This is a genomic window from Castellaniella denitrificans (genome assembly GCF_027214045.1).
In the GTDB taxonomy this organism is placed as follows: domain Bacteria; phylum Pseudomonadota; class Gammaproteobacteria; order Burkholderiales; family Burkholderiaceae_B; genus Castellaniella; species Castellaniella denitrificans_A.
In genome coordinates this window covers 608934-624728 of record NZ_JAPWHE010000001.1, presented here as the reverse complement: position 1 = coordinate 624728, position 15795 = coordinate 608934, and the positions used below count along the sequence as shown (strand labels likewise).

Genomic DNA, 15795 nt, shown 5'->3' with positions numbered 1-15795 from the left:
TTCCGCGAAACCACAGGATCGGAGTTGCCGGACGTCCTATAATCAAATCTCGGTCGATCGGCATGACCGGAAACGCCGATGAAAAAACTGCTCCGTTCCTTCCGCGCGCGCGTCTGCCTGTTCTTGTTCCTGGGATCGGCCGGCCTCTCCCCGCACGCCTCCCGGGCGGTCACACTGACGATCGGCATCAGCGACATGGGCCCGCTGTTGTCGGCCGCCCCCAACGGGCAGCCGGCCGGCGTCCTGGGCAACATCCTGACCGAGATCGCACGCCAGGAAAAATGGACGCTGAAGACCGAGCTCTGTGAATGGCGGGACTGCATGCGCAAGCTCCGCAACGGCGACATCGACCTGCTGCCCGCCACTTCACTGACGCCCGAACGCACGACTTTCCTGGACTATCACCAGACTCCCGCGCTGCAAACCTGGACCCAGGTCTACGTCCGCCCGGACGAACGCATCCGGACCATCGAAGACCTGGACGGTCGGCGGCTGGTCACACTGGCCGGTTCGATCGAATACAACTATCTCGAAACCCTGCTGCCCGGCCTCGGCGTACGGACCCGCCTGATTCCAGCGGATACGCTGGTCCAGGGCTTCCAGCAGGTGCAGGCGGGCCAGGCCGACGCCGTCGCCGCCGACTTTTTCTTCGGCAACATCACGGCGCCGCAATACGGCCTGACGGGCACGCCCGTCATCCTCCTGCCCTCCGGACTCTATTACGCCACGCCGAAAGGTCGCCACGCCGCCGTCCTGCGGGCGATCGATCGCCACCTGGGCGCCTGGAAGGCCGATCCGGACTCCGTCTATTACCGTATCCTGACCCAATGGGACAATCCCAGGATGCGTCCGGCCGATCCGCCCCGGACACTCGAATACGAACCGGCGGCCCTGGCGGCGGCCTTCCTGGCGACACTGATCGCGCTGGCCTGCGCCGGATACGCGCGACATCAGACACGGCGCCTGCGAACGGTCGAGCACCGCCTGACCACCGTGCTCGACCATCTCGACGATCTGATCTGCATCGAAGATGACGACGGCCGCCGCCGCTACGCCAACCGGCCGTTTCGCGAACTCTTCGATCCGCCCGGGCCGGAGGCGGATCGCGCACTCATCGACGCCCATGACATCCCGGCCGCCGGCCTCCCGGCCCCGAAGCGGGGCGAATGCGTCATCACCCAGGAGCAACGGCCGTCCCCGCGCACGGGCCGCGTCCACACGTTCCAGTCTCTCAAGCTGCCGCTGCGCGAACCGGACGGCTCAGCCGGGATGTTCTGCACCATCCTGACTGACATCACCGCCCGCGTGCAGGCCGAGGATCTGGCCCGCCACAACGCTTTCCACGATCCGCTGACCGGCCTGCCCAACCGCATCCTGCTGCTGGACCGTCTGGAACAGACGCTGCCCGGCGGGCGGCTGGAAGCGGGCTGCGCCGCCGTGCTGATCCTGGACCTGGACGACTTCAAAAAACTCAACGACAGCCGCAGCCACACCATCGGCGACCAGGTGCTGCGGGAGGTGGCGCGCCGGCTGCGGGAACACACGCTCGACCGGGACATGGTTTCGCGCGCCAGCGGCGACGAATTCATGGTACTGCTCACGCAATTGGGACCGGATCCGGAGACCGGCGCCCAACGGGCGCTGAAGATCGCGGAAAGGCTCCGGCTCGTCCTGGCCTCGACGCCGCTGGAACTTGGCGAGCAGGCCTGCGTGTTCACCGCCAGCATCGGCCTGACTCTGCTGCATGCCGGCAGCACCACGGCCAGCGACGCCATCCGCGAGGCCGACCTGGCCATGCAGCGCGCCAAGCGGCTGGGCGGCAACCGGACCGTCTTCTACGACCACACGCTGCAGACAGAATTCGAGCAACGCCTGTGGATGGAAAAGGATCTGACCCTGGCGCTGAACACCAGCCAGCTGGCCATGCACATCCAGCCTCAATATGCGCGGGACGGCCGGATCACGGGCGCGGAACTGCTGGCGCGTTGGACGCATCCCGACCAGGGCCCGGTCTCGCCCGCCCTGTTCGTGCCCCTGGCCGAGGAAACCAGCCTCATCAACCACCTGACCTACTGGTCACTGGGCGTAGCCTGCCAAGCCTTGCTGGATCTTCAGGGGCTGGACGAAACCTACCCGATTTCAGTCAACATCAGCCCCAAAGTCCTGATGGACCCAGGATTCGGCGAGGCCGTGCGCGGTTTGCTGAAACGCAGCGGCGCGCCCGGCAACCGGCTGATCTTCGAGATCACCGAAGGCGTCTGGATCCAGGACGTCGAGGCCACGGCGCGGCGCATGCGCGAACTCAACCGCCTGGGCATCCGCTTTTCCATCGACGACTTCGGCACCGGCTATTCCAACCTGTCGAGCCTGATGCGCCTGCCGATCTTCGAGCTCAAGATCGACCAGAGCCTCATCCGCAACCTGCCCGGCGATCCCGACAGCATCGCCATCGCACGGCTGATCCTGGCCATGGCCGGACAATTGGATTTCTGGGTGGTCGCCGAGGGCGTGGAGGATGAACCGCAAGCCGACTTCCTGGCCCGGCATGGCTGCGATGCGATGCAGGGATATCTGTTCGCGCGCCCCATGCCGATCGACGACTGGCTGGGCTCCGTGCGTCAGCGACGGGGACCGTCCGGCCACTGAGCCGTCATCGGCATGCGCGGCGCGCGCGGACGGGACACGGTCCCGCCGCCGTTCACTCGACCGTCACGCTCTTGGCCAGGTTGCGCGGCTTGTCCACGTCCGTGCCCCGCGCGCAGGCGGTGTGATAAGCCAGCAATTGCAGCGGCACGGTGTGCAGGATGGGCGAGAGCTTGCCGTAGTGTTCCGGCATGCGGATGACATGCATGCCCTCGGCGCTGGCGATCTGGGAATCCGCGTCGGCGAAGACATACAGTTCGCCGCCGCGCGCGCGCACTTCCTGCATGTTGGACTTCAGCTTTTCCAGCAGTTCGTCATGCGGCGCGATGGTGATGACGGGCATGGCGTCGGTCACCAGGGCCAGCGGGCCATGTTTGAGTTCCCCGGCGGGATAGGCCTCGGCATGGATGTAGCTGATTTCCTTCAGTTTCAGCGCGCCTTCGAGGGCGATCGGGTAGTGCATGCCGCGCCCCAGGAACAAGGCGTTTTCCTTGCTGGCGAACCGTTCTGCCCAGGCGATGATCTGCGGTTCCAGCGCCAGAACGGCGGACACGGCGACCGGCAGGTGGCGCAGCGATTTCACGGCCTGTTCCTCGGCGGCGGCGTCCAGGCGTCCGCGCGTCTGGGCCAGCGCCAGCGTCAGCAGATACAGGGCGGTCAGCTGGGTGGTGAAGGCCTTGGTCGAGGCCACGCCGATCTCCACACCCGCGCGCGTGATGAAGGCCAGCTTGCATTCGCGCACCATGGCGCTGGTGGCCACGTTGCAGATAGTCAGGGTCTGGTCCATGCCCAGGCCGCGCGCGTGCTTGAGCGCCGCCAGGGTATCGGCCGTCTCGCCGGACTGGGAGATGGTGACGACCAGGGTGCGCGGATCGGGCACGCTGGTGCGATAGCGGTATTCGCTGGCGATCTCTACGTTCACGGGGATGCCCGCCACGGACTCGATCCAGTAGCGCGCCGTCAGGCCGGCGTAATAACTGGTGCCGCAGGCCAGGATCAGCACCCCGTCGATCGCCTGGAACACGGCGTGCGCGCCATCGCCGAACAGTTCCGGCATGATGGCGTCGATGTCCTGCAAGGTGTCGCCCACGGCGCGCGGCTGCTCGAAGATTTCCTTTTGCATGAAATGCCGGTAGGGGCCAAGCTCGGCCTCGCCGGTATGGACCTGGACGGTGTGGATGGCACGCTCCACGGCATCGCCCTGGGCGTCCGTCACCCAGACCCGCGCCAGTTGCAGGTCCACCACGTCGCCGTCCTCCAGATACATGATCTGGTCGGTGGTACCGGCCAGCGCCAGCGCATCGGACGCGAGATAGTTGCCATCGGCGCCCCGCCCGACGACCAGCGGCGAGCCCTGGCGCGCCCCGACCACGCGGTGCGGCTCCTCGGCGCAGAACACGGCGATGGCGTAGGCGCCTTCCAGGCGGCGCACGGCCTGCTGCACGGCGGCATACAGGTCGCCGTCGTACAGGTGGTCCACCAGATGGGCGATGACCTCGGTGTCGGTCTGGCTCTGGAACGCATAACCGGCGGCCTGCAGTTCCGCGCGCAGGTCGTCGTGGTTCTCGATGATGCCGTTGTGCACCAGCGCGATGCGTGGCGCGCTCTGGTCAGGACCGGAGAAATGGGGATGCGCGTTGTGCGTCAGTGGCGCGCCGTGCGTGGCCCAGCGGGTGTGGGCGATGCCGGTCAGGCCCTGGACGCCATCCTGCGCGGCCTGCGCCGCGAGTTCGGCGACCCGCTGGGTGCTGCGCACCCGCTGCAACCCGGTGCCCGTGTGCACAGCCACGCCGCAGGAGTCATAGCCACGGTATTCCAGCCGGCGCAGGCCTTCGAGCAGGACGGGAACGATGTTGTGCTGCGCCACGGCGCCGACGATGCCACACATGGGGAATGCTCCTGGTTCGGAATGAGGGGCCGGGTACCGGCCTGGTGTTGCGCTATTTTGGACCGAGACAATAGAAATCGGATTTCTATTTTCCAGGTTTTGTGGAATAAAATTTCATCATTCACAATGAATGAAATTTAATTTCATAAAATATCAGCATACACATCGATCACAAACAAAACAGGGCGCTGTCGTTTGCCCGCTCTCATACTTCTTGCGCCTCGAAACATGACCATGCCCACGACCGGACTCGATGACCTGGACCGCCGCATTCTGGACATCCTGCAGCGGGACGGCGCCCTCAGCAACCAGGACCTGGCCGCGCGCGTGCATGCCTCGCCACCGACCTGCCTGCGGCGGGTGCGTCGCCTGACGCAGGCAGGGATCATCCAGCGCCGGGTGGCGATCCTGGATCCCGCCCTCATGGGAGCGACGCTGACGGTCCTGATCGAGGTCACACTGGACGCCCAGGCGGCCGCGCAAGCCGATGCCTTCGAAGCCCAACTGCTGACCGAGCCGGCCATCCAGCAATGTTACCGGGTCAGCAGTGGCCCGGATTTCGTGCTGGTCGCCCTGGTCGCGGACATGGCGGCCTACCAGGCCCTGGCGCTGCGCTGCCTGACGGGCGATCCGCGTGTGCGCAACGTGCGCAGCTTCTTCGCCACGCGGCGCAGCAAGTTCGACACCCGGATTCCGCTGGTCCCCTGACTCAGCGGACCCGACACGATCCAGCGAACAAGACCGCCTGTCGATCGGCTCATTGACTTAGGGGAATCCCTATGTCATACTGACTGATTGCTTGTTTTCTGACCTTCTGACCTCGGTTTCACGCCTGTCGTGCCGTTTGGGTTGATTCGGTCGGCACATGCGACTGATCTTGTCCGGCAGACATCCGCGACAACAACCCGGCGGGGACATCCATCCGATCCCCGCAGCACGCCGCCCGCCCTCGCGGGCGCAAGGAAACCTATGTCCTTCGACTCCCTGGGGCTCGGCCCCCAGCTCGTGGCCGCCCTGCGCGACCTCGGCATCGACACGCCCACCTCCGTCCAGTCCGCCGCCATTCCGCAGGCGCTGGCAGGTCATGACCTGATGGTGTCTTCGCAGACCGGCAGCGGAAAGACCGCCGCCTTCATGCTGCCCGCCCTGCAACGCCTGAGCCACCGCGCCGGCGCGGGCGGACGCGGCGTCCAGATCCTGGTGCTGGCGCCCACGCGCGAGCTCGCCATGCAGGTCGCCGACGCCGCGCGCGCTTATGGCAAACAGATCGACGGCCTGCGGGTCGCCACCGTGGTCGGCGGCATGCCCTATGGCGCACAGATCAAGTCCCTGTCGCGCCGCGTCGATGTGCTGGTCGCCACGCCGGGCCGCCTGATCGACCACCTGCAGGCGCGCCGCGTGAACCTGTCCACCGTTCAGACCCTGGTGCTGGACGAGGCCGACCGGATGCTGGACATGGGCTTCATCGAAGACATCGAGACCATCGTCCGCAGCACGCCGGACGACCGCCAGACGCTGCTCTTCTCGGCCACGCTGGACGGCACCGTCGCCCACCTGGCGGCAAATCTGATGCACGATCCCAAGCGCGTCGAGATCACCACCCATCGCCAGAAGCACACGAACATCACCCAGCATCTGCTGTACGCGGACGACAAGGCCCACAAGCTGCGCCTGCTGGACCACCTGCTGCGCGACGCCAGCCTGGACCAGGCCATCGTCTTCACCGCCACCAAACGCGGCGCGGACGACCTGGCCGACCACCTGTCGGAAGAGGGCTTCGCCGCCGCCGCCCTGCACGGCGACATGAACCAGCGCCAGCGCACCCGCACCCTGGGCCTGATGCAAAAAGGCCAGGTTCGCGTCCTGGTCGCCACCGACGTGGCCGCGCGCGGCATCGACGTGCAGACCATCAGCCATGCCGTGAACTACGATCTGCCCCTGCAGGCCGAGGACTACGTGCATCGCATCGGCCGTACCGGACGCGCCGGACGCGACGGCCAGGCCATCACCCTGGCCGTGCACGCCGAGCGCCACAAGGTCCGCCGCATCGAACACTTCATCGGCCAGGCCATCCCCATGGAAACCATCCCCGGCCTGGAACCGCAGCGGTCCGTGCGTCCCACCTACAAGGACAAGCCCGCCCGCGGCGCCCGGCCGCAAGGCGGCAAGCCCCACGGCAAACCGTGGCACAAGGACGGCCCCGCCAGCGGCGCCGCGCCGCGCGCGCGCAAGCCCTGGCAGCAGGACGCCCGGGCGGGCGACGACACACGCCCGGCGCGCGCCTCCAAGCCTTCCTGGCAACAGGACACCCACACCGCCGACGGCGCCCGTCCGGCGCGCGCACGCAAGCCCTGGGAACAGGACAAACCGGCGTTCACGCGTCCCGAGCGTGGCGAGGGCCGTCCCGCCTACCACCCCAAGGCCGACCGCGCGCCGCGCCAGGCCCGCGACGGCGATGCGCCGCGCACCGCCCGGCCCGCCGCCGGCAAGACCGGCGCCAAACCGTCCTTCAAACGGCAGGATCGCCAGGATCAGCCCCGCGCGCAGCGTCCCCGCTTCGCCTGATTTTTTTGGTCCGCTGACCCGCAGCCCTGGCCTCGTGCCAGGGCTTTTGTTTTACAGTCGTCGTTACCCCTACACGTCGCCGCTTGCACGCGGCTCCGACCCGTCTGGCATAGGACAGTCCGTAGGGGACTGTCCTATGCCTCGTCTCGTCTTCGGCCATGATCGAACTACCCACCGTCCACACGCCCTCCGGCCTGCCGGAACCCGACGCCGACGCGCGCGCCCACGGCGCGCGCGTCCAGGCCATGCTCGCGGAACGCATCCGTGACGCCGGAGGCTGGCTGCCGTTCGAGCGTTGGATGGAAGCCGCCCTGTACGCGCCCGGCCTGGGCTACTACAGCGCCGGCAGCGCCAAATTCCACCGCGAGGGCGACTTCACCACCGCCCCGGAAACCAGCCCCCTGTTCGGCCGGGCGCTCGCGCGCCAGGTCGCACAGGTGCTCGAGGCCAGCGGATCCAACCGCATCCTGGAGTTCGGCGCAGGCTCGGGCGCCCTGGCCGCCGCGCTGATCCCGGCGCTTGAGGATCAGGGCATGGAGGTCGAATACGAGATCCTGGAACTGTCCGCCGACCTGCGTGCCCGCCAGCAGGACCGCCTGTCGGCCTGGGCCGGCCGGGTACGCTGGCTGGACGCGCTGCCGTCTGCCTTCAACGGCTGCGTCGTTGCCAATGAAGTCCTGGACGCCATGCCCGCCGTCCTGTTCCGCTGGAACGCCGCGGGCGTGCCGGAACTGCTGGGCGTCGCCCTGGACGCACGGCCCGAGGCCGCCGCGCCCTTCCGCTGGGCGACGCGCGAGGCGCCGCCGCCCACAGCGGCCACGCTGGCCGCCCGCATGCCGCCCCTGGCAGGCTATCAGTCCGAAATGAATCCGCAGGCCGAGGCCTGGGTCCGGGACCTGGGCCGCTGGCTGCAGCGAGGCGCCGCCCTGCTGATCGACTACGGTTTCCCCAGGGCCGAGTACTACCACCCCCAGCGTCTGCGCGGCACGCTGATGTGCCATTTCCGTCACCATGCCCACGACCAGGCGCTGATCCTGGCGGGCCTGCAGGACATCACCGCCCACGTGGACTTCACCGCCATGGCGGACGCCGCGCTGGACGGCGGCCTGGATGTGCTGGGCTATACATCGCAGGCGCGCTTCCTGATGAATGCGGGCCTGACCGATCTGATCCAGGCGCCCGGCGAAGATCCGGCCCAGCGCGCGCGCCAGCTGACCGCCCTGAACACGCTGCTGTCCGAGGCCGAGATGGGCGAACTGTTCAAGGTGCTGGCCGTCGGCCGGGGCCTGGAGGCGCCCCTGATGGGCTTCGCGCGCGGGGATCGGCGCGACCGGCTGTAGGGCGCTACGCCACCTTCAACCCGAAACTGTTCATCAGCCGCCGCGTGGCGAAATCCGGTCGGCCGCCGGTGAACAGCGCCGTGTCGTCCTCCGCCGGATGCAGGGCGTCGGCATGCCGTGGCAGCAGGCTGCGGGCGCGCCGCGCGATGGCCTCGGCCGGGTCCAGCCAGTCCACGGGCCAGGGCGCCAGCCGCCGAAACACATTGGCCATGAAGGGATAATGCGTGCAGGCCAGCACCACGATGTCGGTGCGAGAGCCCCCGCTCTCCACAAAACAGGGGCCGATCTCGGCGGCCACCGCCTCGTCGCCCACCGGCAGGCCGCGGACGTAGGCTTCCGCCATGCGCGCCAGCCGGGGCGACCCCACCAGGGTCACATGGCATTGCGAGGCGAAAGACTGGATCAGATCGCGCGTGTAGTCGCGCCGCACCGTGCCCGGGGTCGCCAGCACCGACACCCGCCCGGAGCGCGTGCGTTCGGCGGCCGGCTTGATGGCGGGGACGGTGCCGACGAAGGTCACCTCCGGATAGGCCGCGCGCAATGCGGCGCCCGCCACGGTGAAGGCGGTATTGCAGGCGACGATGCACAACGCCGGATCATGATCGTTCAACAGGTCGGCGAACAGGCGCACGATGCGGTCCCGCAAGGCGTCCTCGGCCCACCCCCCATAGGGAAAGCCGGCATCGTCGGCCACGTAGACGAAACGCCGCTCGGGCATCAGCACGCGGGCCTCGCGCAACACGGTCAGGCCGCCGATGCCGGAATCGAAGACGAGGACAGGCTGGTCCGGATCGGCGTTCAGTTCGAGCATGAGAGATTCTGGGCGGAAAAAAGAGAATTGTCCTCTTTTTTGACGCCAGCGGGATGCCGGTGCAGCGCCGCCAGCGCTCAGAATGCGTGATTCACCTGGACATGCAGGCCGTGATCCCGCACCCCGCCGCCCAGGCGGCCGGCATAGCCGATATCCACGCGCGTCGCCCGCGTGCGGGCCAGGCTCGCGCGCGCTTCCAGCGCGAGGCTATTGCGAGGGGCCGGCACACCCGAGACCTCGAATCCAGGTCCGCCGGCATACCCCAGCCGGGCGCTCGGGGACAGGCCGCCCCAGACATGGACCCACCCCGCGCCCGCCACCAGATCCAGGTCCCCGGCACGGGTCTCCACGGACCATCGCGCCCGTGCGCCCAATGTCGTTTCGGTGCTCGAGGACCGGCCGGCATGGCCCGACAGCGCCGCGTCGCCGTCCTCGGCAAAGCCGCGCACACGCTGCCAGGACCGCGCCGCCTCCGCATAGGGCTCGACTTCCACCGGACCCGGCGCCAGCACATATCCGAACTGTGCGAACACCTGCGTCGTCCAGGCGCCATAGCGCGCCGTCTGCCGTCCCAGACCCGCCACGGCTATCTCGCGGCGCGTGTCAGCCACATGCCAGGATTGCCCGATCCCGCCACGCAGGCGCCAGGGGCCGGAAGCCAGGCCGCCGTAGGCCAGTGCGTGGTAACCGTCGAGTTGCGCCTCGTTGCGGGCCTCGGCGCGCACGCGCGAACGCGTGTAACCGAACGCCACGCCGGCCCGCGCGCCGGACGCCCACGACACATCGCGGCCGATCATCAGGCCGCTCGCCCGGCGATCCGCATCCTGTGACACGCCGGCGCCATCATGCCGGCTCCAGGCGGCCATCGTCCGACCCCACAGGCCGTTGCCACCCCGCGCGGCCGATGTGTCCGCCGCACCGGCGGCCGGTCCGACCGCCATCGTCAGGCGCCCCATGACCTCTTCGCGCGCCAGACGCGCATCCTCGAACATCATCGCGCGCACGGTCGCATGCAGTTCACCCGACAGCTGGTCGTACAGGTCCGGCGCCCGGCCGGCGTCGCGCAGGTCGATCAGGGCCTCGTAGGGCACGGACCCCGCCCCCATGGACTCGATCGCCGCCGCCGCGCCGCGCTGGTTGCTCGTACGCCCCAACGAGGCGAACGACGTGGCATTGCGGGCCACGGTCAGATCGAACCGCCCCAACGCCGGCTGGCGCAGGCCCAGATCGGCGAACACGTAGTCATTGCGCAGCGCCAGGCCCGGCCCCGCCACGGCCCCCGCGACCGTCATGAAGGTCATCGTGCGTCCCAACGATCCGCCTCGCAGCCCCAGCACCAGGACCTCGCCGCCCTGCAGATCGGCATCGCCCTGGATGTCCAGCCGATCGGCATGGCCCGCGCCATCGATTTCGATCTCCAGGACCGAGCCGGGCGCCTGGACGTAATTGCCCGCCACCGTCAGCGTACCGATCGAATTGCCCGGCGCCACCCGCCCGAACACCTCGGTCCGGCCCACCGTACCGGTTCCTCCCAATGTCCCGCCGGAACGCACTGTCAACGCGGATGCGCGTATATCGCCATTGACGGCCAGGCGCCCGCCTTCGACGATCGTATCGCCCGTGTAAGTGTTGGCGCCGGCCAGGATCAACGTGCCCGCACCGACCTTGACCAACCCGCCATCGCCTTCGATGTCGTTGCCGAACCAGGAGTCGTGGCCTTTCGTGTCGACCCGGAACATCGGGGCGAAACCGTCCGCACCGAACTCGCCCGGCCCCCGGATCGCCCGCCCCAGATCCAGCAGGCCACGACCGTAGATATCGTGATCCGCATAGATGCCGCCATCCTTCGTGGTCGTGAGGATGACCTCGATGATCTGGCGCGCACTCATGTAGGGGAAAGCCTGGCGCAGCACGGCGGCGGCGCCCGCCACCACCGGAGCGGCCATCGACGTGCCTTGCATCGTGTCGTAATAACCCTTGGCGGGATCGGGGTGCGTAGACCAGATCGGCGCCTCCGGCCCGGAGACGGAGGCATGATCCCCGCCCGGCGCGGCCAGGCACCACATCGCCGCCTGGCCGCAACGATTGCTGTAAGAGGCGATTTCGCCCGTCGGTCCCACGGCCACCACCGACAACATGCTGCCGCCCAGGTCGGAAAAATCCAGGCCGCTGACGCGTGGGTCGGCAAAATCCAGGACCGTGTAAGTCGCGGGATCCTTGGGGTCGGTGCCAGGCGCGCGCTCATCCCAGAAACGGAACATGGGGTCGATGCCGTCCGGCCTGTCGAGGAAGAACGCCGGTGTGATCAGGTGGTACATGCCGTAGCCAAGGACATGGGATGCCTGCTCGGGGTATCCCGCATAATCATTGCCGGCCGCGAAAACCATCAGGACGTCGGCCGCCGCGGCACGCCGCAGGGCCGCGACCTGGGTCCGCAGATCGCCGAGCGGCACTTTCTGATATCGCAGCAGCGGTCCGCCGATATTGTCCTGATAGCCGGGGTTGGGACTGCCGTCCTCGAGGGTCATGGGGGGCGTGCCATCCGGCCCGTAGCTGCCATTCAGCACCCGGGCGCCCTGCCGGATGGCGTAGTCGATACCCAGCCAATCCAGGTCCGTGTCAAGCCGCACCGCCAGCAAGCGACTGCCGTAGGCCACGCCCTGCATCTTCGCGCCGTCCCGCGCCGCGCCGATGATGCCCGCCACATGCGTGCCGTGCCCATTGAGCCGGCCGTCGGGTTCGAGCTCCGTATCGGAGAAATCCCAGGCCGGCTGATCCGTCTGGAAATTCCATCCGCCAGCGACACGCCCGGCGAATTCGGGATGCCGGGCGTACAGTCCCGAATCCAGCACGGCCACCAGAACGCCCTGGCCCGTGTGACCGCGCGCATAGGCATACTGGGCGCCGATCATTTCAAGCGCGCCGCTGGCGCGGAATTCCGCATCCATGAATCCGTCCGGGTCGAAAAGGAAATCGCCGGGCGCAGCCGGCGCGGCGGCGGACATCCCAAGCCCTGTCAACAGGGCGGCCAGGCGTCTGCGCAGCCGGAACGGTCGTCGCCGGGGAACCGGCCGAAGGGGGCGGGGCGCCATTGCCGTACGGCAGTCGGATCGCGGAAGTGGCGTCATGGTCAGGTCCGTGATGGGCTGCCAGCCCGTGGGCGGCATTGGAGCCAACATTCTTGCAAAAAAGAATGTCACTCCCCACCCGAGAAAACCCGCGACCGCGCCATGGATACATGGCCCGGACCGTGACGCGCCATCGCGTCCGATGCCCCGTCAGATGTCCGCTTGCAACGCCCGCAATCGCGCCGCGCGCACCTCGTCGCGGATGCGCCCCGGATCGCCTCCCGCCGCGCGGGCGACCGCCCCCGCGTCCACCGTGCGCGCCGCCGCCAGCCGCCGCATCCAGGCGGCCGGATCGACGTCGCCACGCACGCAATCGGCCGCCGCCAGCAAAGCCTCGAAGCGCTCCGGACGACGCAACGCATCGCAGGATTCCAGCAGCGCCAGCCAGGCCGCGGGACCGTCCACGGGTGTCGGTGCCGACGCGTCCCGCGCAGCCGCGCCGGCGGCGGCCAGTCGGGCCAGCAGGCCCGGCAACAAACGCGCCAGGTCGCGGCAGGCGGAAGGCGCGCGCAGCCGGTCCTGCAGCCCGGACGCGGAGCCGCGGCAGAGCAGCGCATGGCGCTGCGCCAGGTCCAGCCCCCGGGCGGCGCCCTGCGCCAACCCGGCCGCCACATCCTCATTCCACACCAGGCCCGGCGCCACGCGGTCCAACGCACCGCACGCGACCAGCACGTCGAACATGCGGCCTGGATGATCCGTCATCAGCCCCTTGGCGAATTCCTGCCAGACGCGTTCCGGCACCAGGGCATCGACCTCGCCATCGCGCACCAATGCGCGGCACAGGCTCAGGGTTTCAGGCGCAATGGAAAAATCGTGGAAACGCGCGGCGAATCGCGCCAGGCGCAGCAGGCGCACGGGATCCTCGACGAAGGCCGGCCCCACGTGACGCAGCACGCGGGCGCGCGCATCGGCGGCGCCGCCCAGAGGATCGATCAGCGCCCCGCCTGGCGCCCGCGCGATGGCGTTGACCGTGAGATCGCGTCGACGCAGATCGTCTTCCAGGCTGACGTCAGGCCCCGCATGAAAGACGAAGCCCCGGTAGCCTCGGCCGGACTTGCGCTCGGTGCGCGCCAGGGCGTATTCCTCATGTGTGCGCGGATGCAGGAAGACGGGGAAATCCCCGCCCACCGGCGTGAAGCCGCGCGCCGCCATGATTTCGGGACTGGCGCCCACCACCACCCAGTCCCGGTCTCCCGCCGCCAGTCCCAGCAGATCGTCGCGCACCGCGCCGCCGACGATATAGACCTCCAGACCCTCGACGGCCGGGTCGCCCCACCCGGTCACGGCCGCGCCGTCCGCGTCCCGTCCATGGGATTGACCATGCCCAGCCGCGCCTTCAGCGAATCGGGCCGGCCGGAAAACAGCATGGCGTAATACACGGCGTTGGACAGGACGTTCTTCACGTACAGCCGGGTCTCGGTGAAGGGAATGGTCTCGGCGAAGATGGCGCCCTCGACCGGCGCCGGAAGTTGGGCGCGCCAGCGTTTCGGCCGCCCCGGCCCGGCGTTGTAACCCGCCGTGGCGAGCAGCTCGGACCCGTTCAGATCCTGCAGCACCATGTTCAGGTAGTTGGTGCCCAGGATCGTGTTGGTATCGAAATCATTGACCTGACTGGGTTTGAAACCCTTCATGCCGAGCTTGCGCGCCACGTGCCGGGCGGTGGCCGGCATCAACTGCATCAGTCCCGACGCCCCCACGTGGGAACGGGCATCGGTGATGAACCGCGATTCCTGGCGGATCAGGCCATAGACCCAGGCCGGATCGAGGTCGATCAGACGCGCCTTGGCGGCCACCTGCCCCTCGAAGGGAGCAATGAAGCGTTGGTTGAAATCGGCCACTTCCCGGGTCAGCAGCGAGGTATTCACCACCCGGTCGTAGATATGCTGCTCGCGGGCGAATTCGGCCGCGCCGCGCAACTGGGGATCGCTCATGCCGCGCAAGGCGAAATTCCATGCGGGCACGGCTTCCTTGCGCCAGCCCAGATCGAACAGCGCCACGGCGCGCCGCAGTCCCGGGTTGGCCCGCGCCTGTGCGATCCATGCCGGGTCCAGGGGACCGGGCTGTGCGGGCAAGGCCGGCGTGCGGCCCAGTTCCTCGGCGGCCAGCAGGCCGTAGAACCCCTGCTCCGCAGCGATGGATTCATAGTATTGGCGCGCGGCTTCGGCATTGCCCTGCGCCGCCAGGGCGCGGCCATACCAGTAGCGCCAGACGGGCTCGTCGGCCTGCCGCGCACTCATCTTGCGGATGGCCTCCGCCACCCGCCCCCAGTCCAGCGGGGCGGCCCGCAACTCGGCGCGGACTTCCCAGGCATGGTTGTAGTCCGTCATCGGCACGAAGCCCGATTGCCGGTACCAGCGCGCGGCGTCGGGATCGACGTTCAGGGCGGCCACCAGGCCGAACTGACCCCAGACCCATTGCATGTCGGCCTTCGGCAGCCACCCGGCCCAGCGTGCCTGGATGGTTCGGGCGGCCTCGACCCGGTCGTCCTCGCGCGCCAGGCGCGACAGGGCGATGGCGACCAGTTCGAAATCGGTGGTCGAACGCGGCTGGCTGCGGGATTCCAGCCACTTGCGCGGATTTTTCATCAAGGCGGCGTACTGGACCACGGCCGCGTCGTCGAACACCACGCCCGCCATGCGGTCAGCGTTGCCCTGCTTGCCGGTTTCCAGGATATCGCGCAGCAGGCCGTTCAGTTCCTTGCGGCTGAGCACATGGTCGGCCGCCACCTGGTCCAGCATGTCCCAGCAGTCGGCGTTGGGCTGGAACACGTCCAGCACCTCGGAGGCACGGGCGCGCTTGCCGGTCTGATGGCGGGCCAGCAGCAAGGCGCAGCGCACCGGGGCCGGCGGATCGGCCAGCGCCGGCACCGCCAGGGCCTGGGCATAGTCGCCGGACCGCACGGTCGCCAGGATCCAGTCGGCGCGGATGCGCTCGTCCGGATAGGTGCCGGCCGCATCGGCCAGGAACTGCCGCACCTCGGTGTCGGGAACGGGCCGGGCACGGTCCTGCAGCCGGTTGCGCAAGGCCCAGTAACGCGGATACAGGCCCAGCACCGGATCAGCGGCAGCCAACGGCGCCAGGCGGTCGACATCGGTCCAGCGCCGTTTCTGGACGGCGTCATAGGCATCCAGCACGGCTTGGCGGGCGGCGGGGGGCACCACCATCGGCGCGGACGAGGAGGGCGGCGGCGTGCCGGGCGCGGCGGGCTCGGGGGCAACGGTGGCCGGCGCGGCCAGGACGACGCGCGGCGCCTCGCCCGCCTGCTGTTCGGCCATCGTGGGCGCCTGCGCGCCCGCGCAGCCCGCCAGCCCCAGCAAGACCAACAGGCCCCAGGCCGAGGCCCCGCGGCGCGGTCGTGACGCGGCGCGCCCTGCATCCCCGAAGAATCCCGGATATCCTATAACGCTTCGCCCCATAGCC

At 68.7% G+C, this 15795-nt stretch carries 9 protein-coding genes; 4 read left to right on the top strand and 5 right to left on the bottom strand.

Translation table 11 applies throughout. The features are described from left to right. Window positions 1-78 precede the first annotated feature (78 nt). On the top strand, window positions 79-2646 hold the full coding sequence (locus tag O4H32_RS03010) for an EAL domain-containing protein (RefSeq protein ID WP_269356555.1): 2568 nt from the start codon (window positions 79-81) through the stop codon (window positions 2644-2646). Window positions 2647-2698: 52 nt separating this feature from the next. Here the strand turns inward: O4H32_RS03010 and glmS are convergent, their stop codons facing one another. Beyond that, a complete protein-coding gene (glmS, locus tag O4H32_RS03005) occupies window positions 2699-4531 on the bottom strand; it encodes a glutamine--fructose-6-phosphate transaminase (isomerizing) (RefSeq protein ID WP_269356554.1) in 1833 nt (610 codons plus the stop codon). A gap of 234 nt (window positions 4532-4765) precedes the next feature. Between glmS and O4H32_RS03000 the strand changes: the two genes are divergently transcribed. The 3 genes from O4H32_RS03000 (at window position 4766) to O4H32_RS02990 (ending at window position 8436) form a co-directional block, all read left to right on the top strand. Next, entirely contained in the window at window positions 4766-5239 is a 474-nt protein-coding gene (locus O4H32_RS03000; protein ID WP_269356552.1) for an Lrp/AsnC family transcriptional regulator, read from the top strand. 261 nt (window positions 5240-5500) lie between these two features. Next, window positions 5501-7096 carry a DEAD/DEAH box helicase gene (locus O4H32_RS02995; protein WP_269356551.1) on the top strand — a complete coding sequence of 532 codons (1596 nt, stop codon included), beginning with the start codon at window positions 5501-5503 and terminating at the stop codon, window positions 7094-7096. 158 nt (window positions 7097-7254) lie between these two features. Further along, a complete protein-coding gene (locus tag O4H32_RS02990) occupies window positions 7255-8436 on the top strand; it encodes a class I SAM-dependent methyltransferase (protein ID WP_269356549.1) in 1182 nt (393 codons plus the stop codon). 4 nt (window positions 8437-8440) lie between these two features. Here the strand turns inward: O4H32_RS02990 and murI are convergent, their stop codons facing one another. The 4 genes from murI to O4H32_RS02970 all read right to left on the bottom strand — a co-directional run bounded on the left by murI (window position 8441) and on the right by O4H32_RS02970 (window position 15650). Beyond that, a complete protein-coding gene (murI, locus tag O4H32_RS02985; RefSeq protein ID WP_269356548.1) occupies window positions 8441-9247 on the bottom strand; it encodes a glutamate racemase in 807 nt (268 codons plus the stop codon). A 77-nt stretch (window positions 9248-9324) separates the two neighbouring features. Further along, complete coding sequence (locus O4H32_RS02980) at window positions 9325-12195, bottom strand: S8 family serine peptidase (RefSeq protein WP_269356546.1); 2871 nt, start codon at window positions 12193-12195, stop codon at window positions 9325-9327. Window positions 12196-12525: 330 nt separating this feature from the next. Then, window positions 12526-13659 carry a tRNA nucleotidyltransferase/poly(A) polymerase-related protein gene (locus O4H32_RS02975; protein ID WP_269356544.1) on the bottom strand — a complete coding sequence of 378 codons (1134 nt, stop codon included), beginning with the start codon at window positions 13657-13659 and terminating at the stop codon, window positions 12526-12528. Beyond that, a complete protein-coding gene (locus O4H32_RS02970; RefSeq protein ID WP_269356542.1) occupies window positions 13656-15650 on the bottom strand; it encodes a lytic transglycosylase domain-containing protein in 1995 nt (664 codons plus the stop codon). The genes O4H32_RS02975 and O4H32_RS02970 overlap by 4 nt, the downstream gene beginning before the upstream one ends. Window positions 15651-15795: the final 145 nt, after the last annotated feature.

Excerpts from the sequence above, each read along its gene's own strand:
- O4H32_RS03010 (WP_269356555.1), top strand. The coding sequence starts at position 79 with ATGAAAAAACTGCTCCGTTCCTTCCGCGCGCGCGTCTGCCTGTTCTTG.
- glmS (WP_269356554.1), bottom strand. The coding sequence starts at position 4,531 with ATGTGTGGCATCGTCGGCGCCGTGGCGCAGCACAACATCGTTCCCGTC.
- O4H32_RS03000 (WP_269356552.1), top strand. The coding sequence starts at position 4,766 with ATGCCCACGACCGGACTCGATGACCTGGACCGCCGCATTCTGGACATC.
- O4H32_RS02995 (WP_269356551.1), top strand. The coding sequence starts at position 5,501 with ATGTCCTTCGACTCCCTGGGGCTCGGCCCCCAGCTCGTGGCCGCCCTG.
- O4H32_RS02990 (WP_269356549.1), top strand. The coding sequence starts at position 7,255 with ATGATCGAACTACCCACCGTCCACACGCCCTCCGGCCTGCCGGAACCC.
- murI (WP_269356548.1), bottom strand. The coding sequence starts at position 9,247 with ATGCTCGAACTGAACGCCGATCCGGACCAGCCTGTCCTCGTCTTCGAT.
- O4H32_RS02980 (WP_269356546.1), bottom strand. The coding sequence starts at position 12,195 with ATGGATGCGGAATTCCGCGCCAGCGGCGCGCTTGAAATGATCGGCGCC.
- O4H32_RS02970 (WP_269356542.1), bottom strand. The coding sequence starts at position 15,650 with ATGGCCGAACAGCAGGCGGGCGAGGCGCCGCGCGTCGTCCTGGCCGCG.